At 64.8% G+C, this 15,160-nt stretch carries 14 protein-coding genes; 5 read left to right on the forward strand and 9 right to left on the reverse strand.

The genetic code is table 11. The annotated features are described in order from the left end of the window. Positions 1-35: 35 nt before the first annotated feature. Together NCS67_RS23235 and NCS67_RS23240 are read left to right on the forward strand one after the other, a co-directional pair. Positions 36-596, forward strand: coding sequence for a PAS and helix-turn-helix domain-containing protein (locus NCS67_RS23235; protein ID WP_008348559.1), 561 nt, complete (start codon positions 36-38; stop codon positions 594-596). Between the two features lie 204 nt (positions 597-800). Continuing rightward, complete coding sequence (locus NCS67_RS23240) at positions 801-980, forward strand: hypothetical protein (protein ID WP_241484872.1); 180 nt, start codon at positions 801-803, stop codon at positions 978-980. A 77-nt stretch (positions 981-1,057) separates the two neighbouring features. Here the strand turns inward: NCS67_RS23240 and NCS67_RS23245 are convergent, their stop codons facing one another. The 4 genes from NCS67_RS23245 to NCS67_RS23260 form a co-directional block, all read right to left on the reverse strand. Next, positions 1,058-3,037 (reverse strand): PhoX family protein, encoded by a 1,980-nt coding sequence (locus NCS67_RS23245; RefSeq protein ID WP_250436818.1) that lies wholly within the window; start codon positions 3,035-3,037, stop codon positions 1,058-1,060. Positions 3,038-3,125: 88 nt separating this feature from the next. Next, entirely contained in the window at positions 3,126-3,533 is a 408-nt protein-coding gene (locus NCS67_RS23250; RefSeq protein ID WP_250436819.1) for a hypothetical protein, read from the reverse strand. A gap of 137 nt (positions 3,534-3,670) precedes the next feature. Further along, positions 3,671-4,012 (reverse strand): zinc ribbon domain-containing protein, encoded by a 342-nt coding sequence (locus tag NCS67_RS23255; RefSeq protein ID WP_250436820.1) that lies wholly within the window; start codon positions 4,010-4,012, stop codon positions 3,671-3,673. 27 nt (positions 4,013-4,039) lie between these two features. Beyond that, positions 4,040-6,103, reverse strand: a complete 2,064-nt coding sequence (locus NCS67_RS23260) for a heavy metal translocating P-type ATPase (RefSeq protein ID WP_250436821.1) — start codon at positions 6,101-6,103, stop codon at positions 4,040-4,042. A gap of 202 nt (positions 6,104-6,305) precedes the next feature. Between NCS67_RS23260 and cadR the strand changes: the two genes are divergently transcribed. Next, entirely contained in the window at positions 6,306-6,737 is a 432-nt protein-coding gene (gene cadR, locus NCS67_RS23265) for a Cd(II)/Pb(II)-responsive transcriptional regulator (protein WP_008348568.1), read from the forward strand. Between the two features lie 20 nt (positions 6,738-6,757). On the opposite strand, the gene NCS67_RS23270 is transcribed toward cadR, so the two are convergent. The 3 genes from NCS67_RS23270 to NCS67_RS23280 are packed head-to-tail and all read right to left on the reverse strand — an operon-like array spanning position 6,758 to position 10,687. Then, positions 6,758-7,786: an alpha/beta fold hydrolase gene (locus tag NCS67_RS23270; RefSeq protein ID WP_250436823.1), complete on the reverse strand. Its 1,029-nt coding sequence runs from the start codon at positions 7,784-7,786 to the stop codon at positions 6,758-6,760. A 39-nt stretch (positions 7,787-7,825) separates the two neighbouring features. Continuing rightward, positions 7,826-9,331 carry a M81 family metallopeptidase gene (locus NCS67_RS23275; protein WP_250436825.1) on the reverse strand — a complete coding sequence of 502 codons (1,506 nt, stop codon included), beginning with the start codon at positions 9,329-9,331 and terminating at the stop codon, positions 7,826-7,828. Between the two features lie 30 nt (positions 9,332-9,361). Continuing rightward, positions 9,362-10,687 carry an MFS transporter gene (locus NCS67_RS23280; protein WP_175981224.1) on the reverse strand — a complete coding sequence of 442 codons (1,326 nt, stop codon included), beginning with the start codon at positions 10,685-10,687 and terminating at the stop codon, positions 9,362-9,364. Positions 10,688-10,822: 135 nt separating this feature from the next. On the opposite strand from NCS67_RS23280, the gene NCS67_RS23285 reads away from it, so the two are divergent. Then, entirely contained in the window at positions 10,823-11,782 is a 960-nt protein-coding gene (locus NCS67_RS23285) for a LysR family transcriptional regulator (protein ID WP_008348577.1), read from the forward strand. Positions 11,783-11,832: 50 nt separating this feature from the next. Further along, positions 11,833-12,090 carry a hypothetical protein gene (locus NCS67_RS23290; protein WP_033536295.1) on the forward strand — a complete coding sequence of 86 codons (258 nt, stop codon included), beginning with the start codon at positions 11,833-11,835 and terminating at the stop codon, positions 12,088-12,090. Between the two features lie 5 nt (positions 12,091-12,095). Here the strand turns inward: NCS67_RS23290 and NCS67_RS23295 are convergent, their stop codons facing one another. Together NCS67_RS23295 and NCS67_RS23300 are read right to left on the reverse strand one after the other, a co-directional pair. Then, positions 12,096-12,719 (reverse strand): YajG family lipoprotein, encoded by a 624-nt coding sequence (locus NCS67_RS23295; RefSeq protein WP_250436827.1) that lies wholly within the window; start codon positions 12,717-12,719, stop codon positions 12,096-12,098. 152 nt (positions 12,720-12,871) lie between these two features. Further along, positions 12,872-15,151 carry a putative bifunctional diguanylate cyclase/phosphodiesterase gene (locus NCS67_RS23300; protein ID WP_250436829.1) on the reverse strand — a complete coding sequence of 760 codons (2,280 nt, stop codon included), beginning with the start codon at positions 15,149-15,151 and terminating at the stop codon, positions 12,872-12,874. Positions 15,152-15,160 lie beyond the last annotated feature (9 nt).

Genomic DNA, 15,160 nt, shown 5'->3' on the forward strand with positions numbered 1-15,160 from the left:
AGTAACTTTTCGCCAGACGCGACAATCTTCCCGACATGACCGATTCGCCCAAGCTCGACTACGAGGACTTGTTCAGGCATTTGCCCGTGGCCGTCATCGTCGCGAGAGAGCGGATCATGGTCGACTGCAATGCACGCGCGCTGGAACTCTTCAGGGCAAAACGCAGCGATATCATCGAGCAATCGTTCTCGAAGCTCTATCCCGAGCAGAAGGATTTCACCACCACCGGTCATCGTCTGGCGCCGTTGCTTGCAAAGCATGCCGTATTCAGCGATGACCGCATCATGCGGCGCGTCGACGGAAGCTACTTCTGGGTGACGGTCGGCGGCTTCGGCTATAACCCGAAGCGGCCTTTCGAGCTTGCGGTCTGGACGTTCACGGATCTGTCGCAAGGCACGAAGCAATCAGACAACGCAAGCCTGCTGACCGAGCGCGAGCGCGACGTCGCCGCGCTGCTCGTGCATGGCATGACGAGCAAGGAGATCGGCAAGGAGTTGAACATCAGCCCTCGCACGGTCGACATCCATCGTGCAAGCCTGCTGCGCAAATACGGCGCGCGAGCCACACAAGACCTGATCGCGCGGCTCCTGGCCTGAATCGGCGCGAACTGCCGCAATATTCAGACGAAAGCGCTCGCGTAAAGAAACATTTTCCGATGCCGATAACCTGAAGCAGAAGGAGCCGGACGCCAGATCGTTCGCGCCTTTTCGACATTCATAACGCGTGTTCCGCAGCCATACGGCGCGGGCCGACGACATCCGGAAGAGAAAGAAGCAATGGTCTTCAGTTACAGGGACATGATGGTCACGCCGGCGGCGGTCCGGCACGGCGACGCGTTTGCCGCGACGGCGCGAATCCAGGATTTGAACGGGATGGAGCGTTCGGTGCGCTTGGCCGGCGAGTTTCCGAACGTGGAAGAAGCGATCCGCTATGCGATTGCGGCCGGCTTCGAATATATCGATTACGAGCAAAGCTGCTGAACTCCGCGAGGCGCGCCGCGTCCGCGACGCACCTCGAAGCTACGCATCGAGGGAAGCGTTGCGCTTCCCCTGGCTCGTCAACTCAGCTTGACCGAGGTTGCATCGGCGGTCAGATAGCCCACCGCCGCGCCGTAGCGATCCTTGTAGTTCGCGCGGATCAGCGGATCGAGCGTCGCCTGCACCTTCGAATGCAGCGGCGTTTCCCAGTCGCCCGCATGCTGGAAGTTGCTCATGATGTAGGTCCAGCCGTTGATCTCGTCGACCGCGTGCAGGCCCGTCGATTCAGCGCCCGACGGCGCCGACAGAATGCGCGACAGCGACTTCGTATCGACGTTGTATGCCCACAGGAAGTTGTTGACGTGCCGGCCGCTGTCTTCCCCGATGAACAACGTGCGCAGCTTCTCGGAGAACTTGAGGTTATCCGGATTCGCGATGCGCTCCGGGTTGCCGATGTTGCCGAGCGCATCGGCGGAAATGTCTTCGCCGACGAGCGCGGCGGGCGCGGCCATGTCGACCGGAACCCATTCGCTGTTGATCGCCGCGCCGGTCAGATCCTTCTGTCCGCCCTTCAGATTGAACGCGTACACCGCGCCGGAGTTGATGGTCTTGTCGACGGCGAATTCGGCCGCGTGCGCGTCGCCCTTGACCATCGACTTGACGATCTGCGACATCGCCGAGTACACGATCTTGTCCTTCGCGTTGACCGTCGTGCCTTCGAGCTTCGTGAAGCACATGCTCGCGCCGCGCAATGCCGCGTAGCGATGCGTCTCCAGAAACGCGGCCGCCTTCTCCATGCCCGGCTTGATGCGAATCCAGTTGAACGCGCCGTTGTAGTTGATGCGCGTATAGCTCGCATCGAGCGTCGCGCCGACGGTCGCATCGCTGACGACATCCATGATGTCGGCGAGCGTCAGGGTGTTGGCGAGGTTCTCGATTTCATCGCTCGTCGCGTGGCCGAGGTTCATCCACGTCAGATTGGCCGAGCCCGCGCCCGCCGATGACGTCATCGCGCATTTCGCGACGTAAAGCGTGCCGGCCGAAAGATCAGCTTCCTTGTCCGCGACGAACATGAAGACGCCGCCGTTGGTCGCGTCGTCGCCCATCATGACGGTGCGCTTGTCGGGCATCACTTGAATCAGCTCGTGCGAGATGCGGCCGAGGCAATAGTGCTTCTTGATCGTGCCGGTGCCGTCCGGGTTGACGGTGACTTCGGGCACATGGCCGTAGTGATACGGACGGGCCTTCGTTTGATCGCCGTAAAGGTTCCGGCTATACGCGAGGAACTGCGCGTCCTTCGAGCCGAGCGCCGCATCCGGCTCGTACTCTTCGCTCGACAAATGCGTGTTCCACGGCGAGAGGCTCGCGCCGCACGTGATCCACAGACCGTTCGCCTTCGAGGTATCGACGTTCGCGTAGCTCACGAGCGTCAGCTTGCCGGTGGCCGGATCCTGATCGAGCGTCAGCACGGCGATCGGCGACGGCAGGCGGCCGTACATGCTCGCGGCGTTCTGGTCGCGCGTCGTGTATTCGAACTGCACGACGGCGAACACGGCGTTGCCCTTCACGCCCTTGACGGTCGTCTTGTCGAGCTTGATGAGCGACGTGCCGTCCGGGCAGTCCGAGAAGAACTGGCGCTCCTTGCCCGCCACCGAGTTGTCGATGATCGGCTGATTGTCGATATCGAAATAGCCGCCCGCGACGATGGTGCCGCCGGCCGTGTTCGGCACGACATCGCCCGTCACGAAGAACGGCTGATACGCGAGCTTGTACGCGCGATTGCTGCCGTCGCTGAAGTTCACGGTCATGGTCGAGCCGACGGTGGTCTTCGCCATCGCCGCGGGATCGGCGAGCGTCGGCGCGGCCATGCTGCTGAACGTCGCCGTGGTGAACGCAGCCGTCGACGCGGGCGCGGACGCGTTCGTCGCCGCGTTGCTGTCGCTGCCGCCGCATGCGGTGGCGAGCAGCGAAGCCGCGGTCGCGCCGCCGAGCGGCAGCATCGGTGCGCCGGCGAGAATCTTGAGAGCTTTGCGGCGGGAGAGGTCGAGTGGCAGCGCCATGTGTGGTTCGAGTCCTTGATCGTGGGTTTGTACCGGCGATGAATGTCCCTGCTTCGGGCCGTTGCAGCCCGATGTGCCGGTTGACGCGCTACTTTAGGAAAGAAATGTGAAATTTGTTTGACAGGACGCTGTAATCTCTTGATTCCTCGACCGGAACGTAGAAATGTCCGCTGAGGCTTTGCCATCGGGCCGCTGGACCGACGGTTCCGATTCCGGCGGCGGCAATTTCAACGCCAACCAGGGCGCGCATTACGTCGTCGGCAATCGGCTGACGCTCGCCAAACGCACGGGCACCCTCGCCTGCACCAATCTGATGGCCACGTCGCCCGATCGGATCCGACAGCAACGCAAGCGTCACGAAGGACACCGTCTTCGCGGGCGGACAGGTCATGGGCGGCGGCATGAACGTCATGTCGCGACTGATGGGCAACAATGCGACGCATCCTCCCATCGCGATCGTGTCCGCCGCGAAGCTGCCCAACACGGGAGACGTCACCGGCGCCGTCGTGCTGGCGTGCAACTGATCGCCGCGCGACCGTTCTTATCGCATCGCGAAGAAAGGCCACTCATCAGTGGCCTTTTTTTTGGCTTCCAGTCTTGCGAAGGCGGCGCGTTCCCCACACGCTCCGACAATCAAACCACGCGCTTCCCGCAACTGACGCAGTACCGCGCGCCCGCCTGGATCGACGTGCCGCACGTCGGGCATCGGCTGGGATCGAGCGGCGTGTCGCACTGCTTGCAGACGGCCGTGTCCGGCGGATTCGACTTGCGGCATTGCGGGCAGATCACATCGGGCGGCAGCGGCGGAATCGAGCCGGGATGACGGCCCCACGATTCATCGCCGTCGTATTCCTGATAGCCGTCCCGATGACCCCGGTCATGCTCTCTCCGATGGCTGCCGTGCCCGCCGTGCCCGCCGTGCCCGCCATGTCCGCCGAAGTGACCGTTCTCGAACAGCTTCCGCAAGAAACTCATGATTTGCTCCTTTTGCTGGTGAGGTGCTCAGTTGAAGCGCTTATGCAGAATGCGCAGCCCGTTGCCGACGACAAGCAGGCTTGCGCCGACATCCGCGAACACGGCCATCCACATCGAACCGAGTCCGGCCACGGCGAGCGCGAGAAACACGCCCTTCACGACGAGCGCGAACGCGATGTTCTGCACGAGAATCGCGTGCGTCGCCGACGAAAGACGGATGAACGCGGCGATCTTGCGCAGGTCGTCGTCCATCAGCGCGACGTCGGCGGTTTCGATGGCCGTATCGGTGCCCATCGCGCCCATCGCGAAACCGATGTCCGCGCGCGCCAGCGCAGGCGCGTCGTTGATGCCGTCGCCGGCCATGCCGACCGCGCCGCCGTCCGAGCCGAGACTTTCGATGGTGCGCAGCTTGTCCTCCGGCAACTGGCCCGCCTCGACGCGATCGATGCCGACCGCGCTCGCGATGGCGCGCGCCGTGTGCGGGTTATCGCCCGAGAGCATCGCCGTCTGCACGCCGAGCGCGTGAAGCCGGGCGATCGCGTCGCGGCTCGATTCCTTCACGGTGTCCGCCACGGCGAAAAGCCCGAGGACGTTGTCCGCATCGGCGAGCATCACGACGGTCCTGCCTTCACGCTCCAGCGCTTCAGCCCGGCGCTTCGCATGGCTCGCGCCGCGTCCGATGTCTTCCATCATTCGCTGATTGCCGAGCCAGTAAGCACGGCCTTCGACGACACCGCGAACGCCGCGCCCCGGCACCGCTTCGAACGCCTCCACCGCGATGCGCGGCACGCCGTCCTGGCTCGCGGCCTGCGCGATCGCGAGCGAAACCGGATGATCGGAACGGCCCGCGAGACTCGCCGCGATCGCGCGCACGCGGCCTTCGTCCATGCTCCGGTCGAGCAGCGCGAAATGCGTCTGCACCGGCTTGCCGTGCGTGATCGTGCCGGTCTTGTCGAACGCGAGCCAGCGCAGGCGCCGTCCGCGTTCGAGAAAGGTTCCGCCCTTCACGAGGATGCCGTGCCGCGCCGCCGCGGCGAGTCCGCTGACGATCGTCACCGGCGTCGAGATGACGAGCGCGCACGGACACGCGATGACGAGCAGCACGAGCGCGCGATAGATCCACGCGTACCACAACTCGTCGAACGCGAGCGGCGGCACGACCGCGACCGCTATCGCCACGAGAAGCACGAGCGGCGTATAGATGCGCGCAAAACGATCGACGAAACGTTGCGTCGGCGCCTTCGCACCTTGCGCGCTTTCGATCGCGCGGATGATGCGCGCAAGCGTCGTGTCCTTCGCCGCCGCCGATACGCGAAACTCGAACGAGCCGGTTTCGTTGACGGTGCCCGCGAACACATCGTCGCCCGGCGACTTTTCGACGGGCAGGCTTTCGCCGGTGATCGGCGCCTGGTTGACGGCGGAGCGCCCGGACGTGACGACGCCATCCAGCGCGATGCGCTCGCCCGGCCGCACGCGCACGACGGCGCCGCGCGTGACGGCGCTCGCTTCCATCGCGCGCCACAGGCCGTCGGCTTGCAGAACGGTCGCCGTGTCGGGCGCGAGCTTCATGAGTCCCGCGATCGCGTTGCGCGCCCTTTGCAGCGACTTCGCCTCGATGAGTTCGGCGATCGTGAAAAGCGCCATGACCATCGCGGCTTCCGGCCACTGTCCGATGACCATCGCGCCGGTCACGGCGATGCTCATCAGCGCGTTGATGTTGAGGTTGCCGTTGCTGATGGCGATGAAGCCCTTGCGATACGTCGAGAAGCCGCACGAAGCGATCGCGGCGAGCGCGAGCGCGACGACGAGCCAGGACGGTCCGCCGAACCCGCTCGCAGCCTCCGACGCCGCCGCCGCAACGCACGCGAAGGCGAGCATCCACAGCGCGCGCTTGCCTGCGGGCGCGTCGTTGCGGGGTTCGGTGCGCGGCGTGAAGCCCAGTGCGCGCAACGCATCGAGAACGGATGCGAGCGCGTTGGCATCGTGTTCGACGGTCAGCACGCGACGCAGCAGATTGAACTCGACCGATCCGACTCCCGGCATGCCCGCGAGCTTCTTGCGGATCAGCGTCTCTTCCGTCGGACAATCCATCTCGTCGACGACGATCTCCGTCCGAACCGAAGCTTTCGTCTTTATTTCGTATTCCTTTAAATCATTTTGGACACGACGATCAGCCGGCTCAGGCGGGGGCTTGCCGATGCTCTCGGGACGTAACATACTGGCTCCTTTTCTTGACTTTTCCCGAATTGAACACCTTGGAGCCACTCCAGGGTCAAGAAAAAAGGATGCCGAAATGAAGATAGGGGAACTGGCGCGCATAGCGAATTGCACGCCCGATACGATCCGCTTCTACGAAAAGGAAGGGCTGATTCCGCCGCCTGCAAGGACGGACGCGAATTACCGGACTTACGACAAGACGCATGTCGAACGCCTGCGCCTTATCCGCAATTGCCGCGAGCTCGACATGACGCACGACGAAGTGCGCGCCCTGCTCTACGCATTGCAGGCGCGCTCGCCGGATTGCCGCGAAATCGATGCGCTCGTCGATGAGCATATCGGCCACGTAAGCGCGCGCATCGACGAATTGATGAGGCTGCGCGACCGGCTCACCGCATTGCGCGAGACATGCCGCGGCGAGCACGCCGTCGATTCGTGCGGGATCGTGCACGAACTGACATCGCAGAAGACGCCGGGACGCAGAACGAAGAAGTCACACGTCGGCTAGCGCTTCGTCCTGCATGCGCGTTACATGCGGCTTGCGTCGATGACCGCATCGGCGAATGCTTTCGGCGCTTCTTGCGGCAGATTGTGGCCGATGCCGCCCGCGACGTTCCGATGCTCATACTTGCCCGTGAACTTCTTGGCATACGCCGACGGATCGGGATGCGGCGCGCCGTTGGCATCGCCTTCCATCGTGATCGTGGGCACGCCGATCGTCGGCGCGCTCGCGAGCCGCTGTTCGAGCGCGTCGTATTGCGCTTCGCCCTGCACGAGCCCGAGACGCCATCGATAGTTGTGAATCACCACGGCGACGTGATCGGGGTTATCGAACGATTTCGCGGAACGGTCATACGTCGCGTCGTCGAAGTTCCATTTCGGCGATGCGAGTTGCCAGATCAGCTTGTTGAAAGCGTGACGGTTCGCCTCGTAGCCCGCCTGGCCGCGCTCGGTCGCGAAGTAGAACTGATACCACCATGCGAGCTCGGCTTTCGGCGGCAGCGGCGCGCGATTCGCCTGCTGGCTGCCGATCAGATAGCCGCTCACCGAGACCATCGCCTTCACGCGTTCCGGCCACAGCGCCGCGATGATGTTCGCCGTGCGCGCGCCCCAGTCGAACGCGCCGAGCGTGGCCTGCTGAATCTTGAGCGCATCCATCAACGCGATGATGTCCACCGCGACCACCGCCTGCTGTCCGTTGCGCGGCGTGTCGGCGGAAAGAAAGCGCGTGGAGCCGTACCCGCGCAGATACGGCACGATCACGCGATAACCCTGCGCCGCGAGCATCGGCGTGACTTCCGCGAATGCGTGGATGTCGTAGGGCCAGCCGTGCAGCAGGATCGCCACGGGACCGTTCGCCGGACCCGCTTCCGCATAGCCGATGTTGAGCGCGCCCGCGTCGATCTGGCGAATGCCGGCGAAGCCCGCACTCGACGATGCGCGCGGCGCGGTCTGCGCGCGCACGAGGTCGCTGAAACCGAGCTGCATCGCGCCTACACTCGCGACCGCCGTGCCGAGCAAGCGTCGGCGCCGCGCGTTGATCTGATCGTCCGGCATCTTTTGATTCTCCTTGTCCATGTAGTCGATGAAAAACGTTCACGCAGCCGATGCGCGCAGTTCGGCGAGCGTCGGCCCGAGCGGTCGCACACGCATGCGCGAATCGAGATTGCGCCAGGGCAGATCGGCCGGATCGGCGGCCATCGGGCCGGGCGCTTTCGCGACGAGCACGCGCTCGGCGATCGGCTCGAAATCGGCGCGAAAATGCACCGAGCTCTTGTTCACCAGAATCTTCATGCGCTCGGGCTCGATGCCCGCAACGCGAAAGAGATTGCGGTCGAAGACCTGCATCTTGATGCTGCTCACCGCGATACGCACGCCGCCGATACGCAGGCAAGCGGTCGGTCCCAGTTCGCCCGACATGCCATTGAGCATCGGGCCGTCGAAGCGAAAGCGGCCATCCGACAAATACTCGACTTCGAACTCGCCTTCAAGCGGCGCGTCGCCGGGCACGTTCGAGCCGCCGCCCAGCGCTATCCTGATGCGGGCGCCGACGCCCGCGCGATGCGCCGCATGCGCCGCCTTCTCGTCCCAGATAACGCCTACCGCAGCGTCGCGCGCGTCGTGGCGCAGCAGTGCGCGGACCATGCCCATCGTGTTCGAATCGCCGCCGACGCCCGGATTGTCCTGCGTATCCGCGATGATGACGGGCTTGCCCGCATCGCGGCTCGCGTCGATCGCTTCACGCGCGGCTTCATCGGGAGAGAGGAACGGCACGTTCCAGCGCGCTTCTTCGTCCACGAGTTGCGTGTATAGCTTGTCGACCGCGAAGTCCGCCGCCTCGCCGTCGAGCGCGTAGCCCCAGAACACCGGACCGCATTCGTCGAAATCCGATGCCGGAAAGCCCGGCGCGAACGACAGCGACACGACATCCTTCTCCAATGTCTCGAGCATGGCGTACATGCCGCGCGCCGGTTCGACGAGCGTGCACATGCCGTTCACCGGAATCAGAAACGGGATGCGCCGCATCGCGCGCGCGAACGGCTTCCCGTGTTCGATGCGCTTTGCCAGCAGATGCGCCGCGCGCAAGCCCGTTTCGGCCATATCGACGTGCGGATACGTGCGATACGCGACGAGTGCATCCGCGAGTTCGACCATGCGCGCCGTGACGTTCGCATGCAGGTCGAGCGAAACGACGAGCGGCATCTCATCGCCGACGATGTTGCGCACGCGCGCCAGCAGTTCGCCTTCGCCATCGTCGAGATGTTCGGCGACCATCGCGCCGTGCAGATCGAGATAGATCGCGTCGAAGCCGCCTGCCTGCACGCGATCGACGATCGCGCCCGCGATGCGCTCGTATGCGTCCTGCGTCACATGCGCCGATGCGCTCGCGCCCGCCCAGATCACCGGAATCGGCTCGTGCCCTTGCGCCTCGGCCCATTGAATGAAACCGCCGATCGGCACGTTCACGTCGCGCAGCTTGAGGACATCGTCGCCGTGCGCCATCGGCGGAAAGCCTTCGCCCTGGATGAAGCTCTGGTAGCTCGCCTTCGTCGGCGCGAAGGTGTTCGTTTCGTGCTGGAATCCTGCGATCAGAATCTTCATGACCTTGTCCTTTCGAGTATCGATTGATGTTCAGGCCGCGCGTGCCGTGGCCGCGGCAGCCGTGCGCCTGTTCGCGAGAATCAGCACGCAGGACAGCGCCGCCATGCACGCCATCACGACGAGGCCGCCGTTCGTGCTGCCGGTCGCGGACTTGACCCAGCCGATCATCGCGGGGCCCCAGAATCCGCCCGACAAGCCGATCGTGTTGATGAGCGCGATGCCGCCCGCCGCCGCGGGGCCGGAAATCGTTTCGGAAGGAATCGCCCAGAACACCGTGTAGGCCATCCACATGCAGGCGGTGGCGAGCGTGAGCAGCGCGAGCGTCGCGACGACGTTGCCGTTCGCATACGGCGTCATCACGAGCAGCGCGGCGGCGGCGAGCGCGGGCAATGCGCTGTGATAGCGGCGCTCGCCGACCTTGTCGGAACGGCGGCCCGCTGCGTACATCGCGACGGCCGCGGCGACGTACGGAATCGCGACGTACCAGCCGAGGCGGATCGTGTCGTGCATGGAGCCGCTGAGACCCTGCTCCTTGATGAGCGTCGGCAGCCAGAAGCTGATCGCGTAGATTGGAAAGATGATGCAGAAGTACGCGATCGCCAGCAGATAGATGCGCGGGTTCTTCGCGATCTCCGCGAACGATTCGATGCGATGCGACGCGCCGCCGTGATGACCGACTTCCGCCTCGACGAGCCGCTGTTCGTCCTGCGTGAGCCAGCGCGCATCGGCGGGACGATTGGCGAGCACGCGCCACACGAGCGCGCCGAGCGCGATGCACGGCAGGCCTTCGACGAGGAACATCCACTGCCAGCCCGCGAGTCCGCCGACGCCGCCGAGCGACGCAATCAGCCACGCCGACAGCGGCCCGCCGACGACACCGCCGAGCGGCCCCGCGACGAACACGAGCGCAATCGCGCGCGCCATGCGCTTCGGGCCGTACCAGTTCGAAAGGTAATAGATCATGCCCGGCGCGAAACCCGCTTCGAAGACGCCAAGCAGGAAGCGCATCGCGTAGAACGCGGGCACGTTGCGCACGAAGAGCATGCACGCCGACGTGATGCCCCACAGCACGAGAATGCGGCTGAAGGTGAGACGCGCGCCGATCTTCGGCAACATCAGGTTGCTCGGAATCTCGAACAGCACATAGCCGATGAAGAAAATCCCCGCGCCGACGCCGTACGCTGCATCGGAGAAGCCGAGATCGCTTTGCATCTGAAGTTTCGCGAAGCCCACGTTCACGCGGTCCAGATACGCGAACATGTAGCACGCGATGAGGAGCGGCAGCAGCCGCCAGTTGATTCTGCTGTAGAGCGCCGAAACGGCATCGCCGCTGCGCAGGGTCTGGATCGTCGACATCCGCGTCTCCTTGTCTCGTCTTCCCTTTCTCGGGTAAGGCGATGTTGAGCGCGTGCGACCGTGCGAGCAAGAGCAACAAAGTTCACGTATCGTTGCTCTGCGAGCAACGCATTCCTTCCCATACGGACGACGACCATGCGCGAAATCAATCAGCAACGTCTGCGCTATTTCCACGAAGTGCTCACGCACGGCACGATTCGCGGCGCGGCGGATCATCTGAACACGTCGCCGTCGGTGATCGCGCGGCAGATCAAATTGCTGGAAAACGAACTCGACACGACGCTCTTCGAGCGCGAGCCGCGCGGCGTGCGGCCGACCGAAGCGGCGTTCCATCTGCTCGAATTCTGGCGCGGCTATCGTTCGCAGCAGGAGAAGTTTGAGGATCAGCTGCATGCGCTCAAAGGCCTGCAGCAAGGGCAGATTCGTCTCGCGGTGAGCGAAGGCTATGTCGATACGCTCGTCGACGATGTGCTCGCGCCGTTCTGCGCGCGCTACCCGCGCCTCGAAATCGACGTGCAGATGCTCGCGGTCGACGATCTGCTCGAAGAAGTCGCGCAGAGCCGCGCGCATATCGGGCTCGCGTACAACCCGCCGCCGCACGAGCGCATCGAGATTCGGGCAAGCTCGCCGCAGCCGGTCGTGCTGCTCGCGCGGCGCGATCATCCGCTGGCCGTGCGCGGCGGCGTCGCGCGGATTCGCGATCTGCTCGAGTATCCGCTCGCGCTGATGCCGCCCACGTTCGGCATCGGCCATGTCGTGAAGATGCTCGAAACCACCGACGATCTCGCGATCCGCCCGACGCTCACGACGAACTCGCTCGGCGCGCTGAAGCGCTTCGTGGCCGCGGAAAATTTCATGACGCTGATCGGCGAATTCGCCGCGTATCGCGAGCTCGCGAGCGGCGAGCTGACGACGATACCGGTCGCGCATCCGCTTTTCGAGAGCGCGCAGGCGAAGCTGCTCGTGAAAGCCGGACGTCCGCTCGCGGCCGGGCCGCAGGAACTGCTCGACTGGATTCTGACCCGCATGCCGATGTTCGCGCATGCGGGCGCCGCGCCCGTCAGACGAACGCGCGCTCGGGCGCGTCGCAAGTGATCGCGGAACGGCGCTTGCTGCGCTACGGAAAACATCTTCAGGAGAATGCGATGAACCGCGAACCGTCAGATCCCGTGCAGCGCGCCGACGAACGCCGCGAGGCGCTCGGCGAGGGCGACGTCAAGGAAAAAAGCGATGGCACGATCGAGCAGCGCGAGCACGGCAATATCGATCCGACGCTCGTTCCGAAGGGCAAGGATCATCCCGAGCAAGGGCCGTACACGCCCGAACACGATCTGAAGGATCCCGACACCTCGCCGGACGCAAGCGCCGACCATCCGAAAGGCAAGCGCGACTCGGAGGCGTGAAACGCCTATTGCCCGCCGTCGAGCTTCGCCTTCTCCGCCGCGATCTGATCGGCGATCTTCGCGGCGAGCGCATCGAGCGAGGAAATCGACTGAACCTCGTTGATGACGAAGCGCGCCGCGGCGCCGTAGGGCTTCGGCGCGGCCGCCGATTTCTGCCCTTTCAGTTCGCCGCTCGTGTCGATCTGCGCCGGCGCGGCGTCCGGGCTCGCCGCGAGATTGGCGAGCTGCACGGTGACATGCGTGTTGGGCGTCTTGTCGGATGAACCCATCGACGGCAACGCGGAGCCGAATCCGCTCGACAGCGTTTCGTCGAACTCCCCGCTGACGAGCCAGCCCGATGCCGGCGGCGGCGAATCCGCCGTCACATGGCAAGCGGCGAGACCTTTCCCGTTCAGCGCCTTGACGATGCCATCCGCCAGCGCCGATGCGTTCTGATCCACCTTCACCGCATTGCGCGCCGATCGCAATCGCGAGCCGAGCACATGCGACGCGCCGCTTTCACGGCTGACGGCCGTGAAGTCGCGTACCTGTATCAGTTGGCCGGCCGCGGGCGGGCACTGCGGCGCGGACTGGGCGCATGCAAGCGAGCCGATCGCGGCCAGCGCAACGCCCAGGCAAAAGGTCTTCATGGGTGCTCTCCGTCGGAGAACGATCGTCGTCAACCGCCGCAGCAACACGCCCAACGCGAAGATCAGGTGGCTCATTGCGTCCATCCTCCGTTTCCGGCTCGCATCCGCGAATGCCGCGATGATAACGCCGGGCGGCCCGCGCGGGCACGCGTTTAACGCACGGTCGCGGCGTCTTCTGCGTCTGTCCGCATCATCAGGCTCGCGAGCAGGACGGGGCGGCTCAACAGAAAACCCTGCACCTTGTCGCAGCGCACGTCGCGCAGCGTGTCGAGCTGCTCCTGCGTCTCGACGCCTTCCGCGACCACCGTCACGCCGAGCTTGTGCGCGAGATCGATCACGCCTTCGACGACCGTGCGCACCATCGCGTCGGTGGCGATGTTGTCGACGAAGGATTTGTCGAGCTTCAGCACGTCCGGCCGGAAGCGCGCGAGATAGCTGAGACTCGAATAGCCGGTGCCGAAATCGTCGATGGCGATGCGTACGCCCATCGCGCGAACGTTCGACAGCACGACCTGCGCATCATCGACGTTGTCGATCAGCGCGGATTCGGTGATCTCGAGCGTGATGCGGTTCGAATCGATGCCGGCGCGCCTGATCGCGTGCCGCAGAACCGACACGAGGCGCGGATCGCGGAACTGCTTCGGCGACACGTTGAGCGCGACCGAGCAAGCCTGCGGCAGCGCGAGCGCGAGTTGCGACCCGGCCTGCACGGCCTCGCGAATGACCCAGTGCCCCGCCTCGACGATCAGCGCGCTCTCTTCGAGCACCGGCACGAACGCGCCCGGACCGAGCAGCCCGAGCTGCGGATGATTCCAGCGCAACAGCGCCTCGACACCGACAAGCGCACCGGAATCGACGCGATATTGCGGCTGATAATGCAGCACGAACTCGTTCTCGCGGATCGCGCCGTGCAGTTGCGCTTCGAGATGCGCGCGCGCGAGATCGTCCTTCTCGCGATCGCCGAACACGCGAAACGTGTTGCGGCCCGCGCGCTTCGCGGCGTACATCGCCATGTCGGCGCTGATGAAAAGCGCTTCGGGCGTGCGTCCGTGTTCGGGATAGAGCGCGACGCCGATCGAGCACGTCATCGTCACGCTCTTGCAGTCGATCTCGATCGGACGATGGCACGCGAGCGAGAGCTTGCGGCACGCGCGCTCGATGCTTTCCTGATCGAAGCTGCCGGGCAGGATCACGGTGAACTCGTCGCCGCCCGGCCGCGCGGCCACGGCGCCATCGGGCAGCGTTTCCGCGATGCGTCGCGCGATGGTGCGCAGCACCGCATCGCCGGCGATATGACCGGCCGTGTCGTTGATCGACTTGAAGCGATCGATGTCGATGAAGAGATACGCGAACGGCGCGAGCGCTTCACAGCGCTTCACGAGCGCGTCCATCATCGCGTTGCGATTGGCGAGTCCGGTGAGGCTGTCGGTGTTCGCGAGCCGATGCAGTTCCTGAAGGCGCTGGCGCTCGTCGGTGGCATCGACGCACACGCTCACGACGCGCGACACCGCGCCGTCCTCGATGACCGGATAAATATCTGCGCGCACCCAGCGCGTGCGACCGTGCGGCAGGCAGAGACGAAAATAGCTCTGCGTGGCCGCGCCCGTGTTCACGGCGGTACGCATTTCGTCGCGCAGCGCGGGCAGGTCTTCGGGATGCACGCTTTGCGACCAGGCGGTCTGATCGGCTTCGAGCGCGGACATCGGCATTTCCCACATGCGTTCGAACGCGGAGCTCACATGCAGAAGCTCGCGGAAATCGCGCGTCGCGGTCCAGAAGACGGCATCGACGTGATCTTCCATGTCCTTTTGCACGCGCGCGTTGCCGCGCAATTCGTCGATGAGATTGCGCTCCGCCGTGATGTCGCGCGACTTGCACAGCACCGCGCTCACCCGTCCGTGCTCGCCGTAGACGGGCGCGAAGGTCGACGTCCACCATTTCAGCGTGCCGTTCATCGTGCGGCAGGCTCCGGAGAACGACGTCGATTCACCCGCTTTCGCGCGTTCGAAGGCACGCCGCGCGTCGGGGCCGTCCCAGAGCGCGAGCCAGTCGACGCCGATGAGATCGTCTGCGTGATCCGCTTCGATGAGCCGCCCGCCGACCTCCGAAATGCACATGATGCGGCCTTCGAGCGACAGCAGCTTGAGACAGTCCTCGGCGATGGCGAGCAGCCCATGCGCGACCTGACGTGCGACGAAGATCTTGCGATTCGCTTCGTGCATGCGATGCACGACGAACGCCGCGCCGAAGACGAGCACGCCGAGCAACACGTTCCACGGCAGCGGCACGAAGAAGGTTCCGCACGCGGCGGCGAGCACGCCGAGCGGCGCGAGACCGAGCGCACCGAAACGGCGTGCGCGTTCGATGTAAGGCCGGTTCCTGGCGATGGTCTCGCCGATGGTCCCGAGGAAATCGTTGGCGCCTCTCTGCACCGTTCTGGC

The sequence above is a fragment of the Caballeronia sp. ATUFL_F2_KS9A genome (assembly GCF_023630765.1).
In the GTDB taxonomy this organism is placed as follows: Bacteria; Pseudomonadota; Gammaproteobacteria; order Burkholderiales; family Burkholderiaceae; genus Caballeronia; species Caballeronia zhejiangensis.

Bases quoted from the DNA above. Each gene is read 5' to 3' on its own strand.
- NCS67_RS23235 (WP_008348559.1), top strand. From the start codon at position 36: ATGACCGATTCGCCCAAGCTCGACTACGAGGACTTGTTCAGGCATTTG.
- NCS67_RS23280 (WP_175981224.1), bottom strand. From the start codon at position 10,687: ATGTCGACGATCCAGACCCTGCGCAGCGGCGATGCCGTTTCGGCGCTC.
- NCS67_RS23245 (WP_250436818.1), bottom strand. From the start codon at position 3,037: ATGGCGCTGCCACTCGACCTCTCCCGCCGCAAAGCTCTCAAGATTCTC.
- NCS67_RS23255 (WP_250436820.1), bottom strand. From the start codon at position 4,012: ATGAGTTTCTTGCGGAAGCTGTTCGAGAACGGTCACTTCGGCGGACAT.
- NCS67_RS23295 (WP_250436827.1), bottom strand. From the start codon at position 12,719: ATGAAGACCTTTTGCCTGGGCGTTGCGCTGGCCGCGATCGGCTCGCTT.
- NCS67_RS23290 (WP_033536295.1), top strand. From the start codon at position 11,833: ATGAACCGCGAACCGTCAGATCCCGTGCAGCGCGCCGACGAACGCCGC.
- cadR (WP_008348568.1), top strand. From the start codon at position 6,306: ATGAAGATAGGGGAACTGGCGCGCATAGCGAATTGCACGCCCGATACG.
- NCS67_RS23285 (WP_008348577.1), top strand. From the start codon at position 10,823: ATGCGCGAAATCAATCAGCAACGTCTGCGCTATTTCCACGAAGTGCTC.
- NCS67_RS23275 (WP_250436825.1), bottom strand. From the start codon at position 9,331: ATGAAGATTCTGATCGCAGGATTCCAGCACGAAACGAACACCTTCGCG.
- NCS67_RS23270 (WP_250436823.1), bottom strand. From the start codon at position 7,786: ATGCCGGACGATCAGATCAACGCGCGGCGCCGACGCTTGCTCGGCACG.
- NCS67_RS23240 (WP_241484872.1), top strand. From the start codon at position 801: ATGGTCACGCCGGCGGCGGTCCGGCACGGCGACGCGTTTGCCGCGACG.
- NCS67_RS23260 (WP_250436821.1), bottom strand. From the start codon at position 6,103: ATGGATTGTCCGACGGAAGAGACGCTGATCCGCAAGAAGCTCGCGGGC.